This is a genomic window from Methyloglobulus sp. (genome assembly GCF_046714055.1).
In the GTDB taxonomy this organism is placed as follows: domain Bacteria; phylum Pseudomonadota; class Gammaproteobacteria; order Methylococcales; family Methylomonadaceae; genus Methyloglobulus.
Genome location: NZ_JBKKBJ010000112.1, coordinates 1 through 4,647, shown reverse-complemented (window position 1 = coordinate 4,647; position 4,647 = coordinate 1). Strand labels below are relative to the sequence as shown.

At 48.1% G+C, this 4,647-nt stretch carries 2 protein-coding genes; one reads left to right on the top strand and one right to left on the bottom strand.

Features of this window, described 5'->3' with window-relative positions:
- Nucleotides 1–588: 588 nt before the first annotated feature.
- On the top strand, nucleotides 589–852 hold the full coding sequence (locus ACLQ6D_RS06915; RefSeq protein WP_411726548.1) for a hypothetical protein: 264 nt from the start codon (nucleotides 589–591) through the stop codon (nucleotides 850–852).
- A gap of 295 nt (nucleotides 853–1,147) precedes the next feature.
- Here ACLQ6D_RS06915 and ACLQ6D_RS06910 read toward each other — a convergent pair whose 3' ends face one another.
- Nucleotides 1,148–4,006, bottom strand: coding sequence for a valine--tRNA ligase (locus ACLQ6D_RS06910; protein WP_411726547.1), 2,859 nt, complete (start codon nucleotides 4,004–4,006; stop codon nucleotides 1,148–1,150).
- Nucleotides 4,007–4,647 lie beyond the last annotated feature (641 nt).

The following is a 4,647-nucleotide window of genomic DNA, read 5'->3' as shown; positions in this document are numbered from 1 at the left end:
GGTGGGGCACCGGTTTAAGCGTTGGGCAAGCGCTGTGTTTGATTTTGCCGGGAACATTACAGTGCCTTTCTAGGGTAGGAGATGTCAAGGTTCCTGTTTTATACTCAAAAACCGCACTTTTAACCACATCCGCTTTGATTGTATTTTATTTATTTACATGGCTATGAACTTACCACAGGTTATCAAACCCAAATTTTGAATTGATGACCTGGAGAACCGTCATGCAAACAGAAGTCACGAGTTTTTGGGAATGGCAACAACACTTTTCGGAAGGGAGTCGCTATTTTTGCGAAAGCTTGTTTTGGGCATGAGCGCTATGGATGGTGTGAATGCAGCAAATGCAGGAGCGATTTGTCGTCCCAGCCCAAGCAAGCGGCAAAAATCACGTGGCCGCCAATGCCTGCGGCTGCCCCAGCCGCCCCGCTTCCCTCGTTTTATACCCAACAAGGGGCATAAAACATTGGTTACGCAATGACTCGACGCGATTTCGGAATGCTTTGCATTTTCACTACGCAAAAAACGCTTCGTGAAAACGCCCAGCCCTATCGCTTCTGAAGACTACTCGACCCCCCTCCAGTCTCGCAGCGGATGAAAGGCACTGTCTTCAAGCCATTATTAAACTGGGGTGGCCTGATGGCTTCTGTTGCGGGCGTTGTTGTGGCCATCGGCAACTTTAAGGGTTGCCTGCCCGGCACCTACCACGGCGTGTCAGGCCGCCATGTGCAAGAATACCTGGGCGAGTTTTGCTGCCGCTTGAACCGGCGCTTTTGGGGAAACCAAATCCCCAGCCGCTTGCCGAAGCTGTGCGTCATGCACCAACCGGGTTTTCTGAAACCTGTGGGTTGTTCATAGCCATGTTGATTTATAATGTTGTTTTATATGGAACAGTTCCGCAGTGCCTAAGCAACGCATTTTGGATGCCAGCGCAAGCAGCAGACCTAAGGCCAACACCAACCTAACCCATTGAGTCAATAGGGAATGGCTTGGTGAATTTTTTGCATTATTGGTTTTGACATTGACGGAAAAGGTATGGCACGGGGCCCTTATCCTGAATGCAACGCCTGTAACGAGTCCAAATGGGTCGCCTTGATTGCGGGCATAACCCCTGAAATTATGCCGATAAGCAAAGAAAGCGTAATTCCACCTACTACAACGCCCTGGTTATCTCTCGCTGTGCCTCAAGGCTTATAAGCGACGAACGCAAATCGACCAATTTAGTTTTTTCTTTTTCGATAACTTCCGAAGGAGCCTTGTCCACAAACGCTGGATTGTTCAATTTGCCTTCGGCTCTGGGCAGTTCGTTGTTGATTTTCTGGATTTCCTTGTCCAATCGCGCCAATTCTGCCGCCTTGTCGATCAAGCCGACCATCGGTATCAGGATTTTCAGGTTTCCGACTAAGGCAATCGCTGATTCCGGCGCAGCCTCATCTGTTTTCAGGCAGGATATGGATTCCAGACGACCCAACTTTTGCAAGTAATTTTGATTTTGATCCAGATAGTATCGATCTTTATCTGAAACATCCTGCAATAAAACAGGCAGCGGTTTGCCAGGTGCAATATTCATTTCGCCACGGATACGCCGCACACCGAGAAGAAACTCTTGCATCCATTCTACGGCCTCTATTGCCTTGGTATTGCTCTGCCAGATCACTTCTACTTTTGGATAAGGCTGAAGCATTATAGTCGAATCATTATTGCCAGTTAAAGGTGCCACCCTCTGCCATATCTCTTCGGTAATATAAGGCATAATGGGATGGATTAAACGAAGCATTGTTTCAAGGACATCCAGCAAAGTACGTTTGGCACCAAAAATTAATTTCGTATCTATCGTTGTCGTTTGATCATCGAGTGAAGTAATCCCGTACAGAACTGGCTTGGATAATTCTAAGTACCAGTCACAATAGTCATTCCATACAAACTCATAGATAGCCTGCGCCGCTAAATCAAAACGATAGCTTTCGAATGCCGCTCTTACATTTTCGATAGTGTTTTGCAATCGTGATCTAATCCAAAGATCAGGCAAACTGTATTCAAACTCAACGTCGCCATATACATCAGAGCCACTAGAAGTGTTCGTCAAAACATAACGCCCTGCATTCCACAGCTTGTTGCAGAAATTCCGGTAACCTTCCACCCGCCCCATGTCGAATTTTATATCTCGTCCGGTTGAGGCTAGCGAGGCTAACGTGAATCTCAGGGCATCGCAACCGTAGGGTGCGATGCCTTCGGGGAATTCCTTGCGAGTGCGTTTATCGATTTTCTCCGCCATTTGCGGCTGCATCAACCCGCTCGTGCGTTTTGCAGCCAGTTCATCTAAAGCTATGCCATCGATTATATCTAAAGGATCGAGGACATTGCCTTTGGACTTCGACATTTTTTGCCCTTCCCCATCACGTACTAAACCGTGGACATAAACAGTCTTAAACGGTACTTGTGGGCTGCCGTCTTCATGTTTCATAAAGTGCATGGTCATCATAATCATACGCGCCACCCAGAAGAAAATGATGTCAAAACCCGTTACCAGCACATTGGTTGGATGGAAGGTTTTCAGTTCCGGCGTTTGCTCAGGCCAACCCAGGGCCGAGAACGTCCATAAGGCTGAGGAAAACCAGGTATCCAACACATCTTCATCCTGGCGCAGAATAACCTCAGCACTGAGCGCATATTTTGCACGGACTTCCGCTTCTTCGCGACCTACGTAGACTTTGCCTTGGTTGTCGTACCAAGCCGGGATGCGATGCCCCCACCAGAGTTGACGGGAGATACACCAATCCTGAATATCGCGCATCCAGGAGAAGTACAAGTTTTCATATTGCTGCGGTACAAATCGTATATCGCCGTTTTCTACCGCTTTGATGGCTGGTTTTGCCAGTTCTTTAGCATTGACATACCACTGGTCCGTAAGCCAGGGTTCGATCACCACACCGGAACGGTCACCACGCGGCACTTTTAATGTGTGTGGATCGATTTTTTCAAGCAGCTCTAAACTTTCGATTTCCGCGACAATTTTCTTTCTTGCCTCAAACCGATCCAGTCCGACGTATGCAACTGGCGCTTTTTCGCCATGAACGCCTGCGTAACCTTCAAAGGTCAATACAGTGAATTCACTAACAATTTTGGCATCAAGATCTAGCACATTTATCAGCGGAAGATTGTGGCGTTTACCCACTTCGTAATCATTGAAATCGTGGGCTGGTGTAATTTTCACACAACCCGTACCAAATTCTGGATCAACGTAATCGTCGGCAATAATAGGTATTTCGCGATTGGTAATCGGAAGTGTTACCAATTTCCCGATCAGATGCCGAAAGCGTTCATCGTCTGGATGCACCGCCACGGCAGTATCACCCAACATGGTTTCCGGCCGCGTGGTAGCAACCACAAGATGGCTTGAACCGTCCGCCAAAGGATAACGGAAATGCCACATCGAGCCTTGTTCTTCCTCATTCAACACTTCCAGGTCGGAGATCGCCGTGTGCAGCTTGGGATCCCAGTTGACCAAGCGTTTGCCACGATAAATCAAGCCGTCATCAAACAATTGCACAAACGCTTCCTGCACCGCTTTGGATAAGCCTTCGTCCATTGTGAACCGCTCACGCGTCCAATCCAACGACGAACCCAAGCGCCGTAACTGGCGGGTAATCGTGCCGCCGGACTCGGCCTTCCACTCCCACACCTTATCCAGAAATTTTTCTCGGCCCAGGTCGTGGCGGGTCAGGTTTTGCGCCGCCAGTTGCCGCTCAACCACCATTTGCGTGGCAATCCCGGCATGGTCGGTACCCACCTGCCATAAGGTATTCTTGCCCAGCATCCGGTGATAGCGGATCAGCGCATCCATGATGGTATTGTTAAAGCCATGTCCCATGTGCAAACTTCCCGTCACATTGGGTGGGGGAATCATGATGCAATAAGGTTCTCCCTGGCCTGTAGGCGCAAAATAGCCTTTAGCTTCCCAATTTTCATACAGGCGTTGTTCGATTTCATGCGGAGCGTACGTTTTTTCCATGTAGCGTGTTGTTGTGTTGATATGAAAATGGAAACATTTTAACAGGCGCTAATTGAATTGCCTTTGAAATTTTCCTGATTAGCAAGGATCGTCAACTAAACGAAGAAAGCGTCACAACGGTATGGATCTGTATTCAGGCCACAGGGATGTGATCCGGGTGAGCCATCCGTGGCTTCTCGGCAACTGCTCCTGCGTCGCCTAAAGCGCCTACTGTTGGTGCCTTACCTCCTGCATCCATGCAGTCGTGGGTTCCGGCAATCCATGCCGGAATGACGGTGCATCTTTCGACATTTAAACCTAACCCCGTGTATTTGTGAACTTAGTTTTGGCAAGAAAATGTCAACAGAACCTAAAGACGTGATTGAGGCTAGTTTGGTTTTTGCATCTGTTTCGGTTTTGGCAAAAACGGGTTAGTTTGTAACCCGAATGCAGCTTTGCGGAATCCGGGATAATCGGAGTTCTATCTGCCCCGGATTCCACTACGTTTCATCCGGGCTTGTAGCTCTCCAAAACATGATATATATGCCTAGCTAGCTGTATATCATGGTGCATGACCAGAGTTTGTATCCGGGCTGAGACAAAAAGTCTGTCGAGTAGATAAAACCCATGCACACCTTATCTTAACACTGAATGGTATCCAA

Bases quoted from the DNA above. Each gene is read 5' to 3' on its own strand.
- ACLQ6D_RS06915 (WP_411726548.1), top strand. From the start codon at position 589: ATGAAAGGCACTGTCTTCAAGCCATTATTAAACTGGGGTGGCCTGATG.
- ACLQ6D_RS06910 (WP_411726547.1), bottom strand. From the start codon at position 4,006: ATGGAAAAAACGTACGCTCCGCATGAAATCGAACAACGCCTGTATGAA.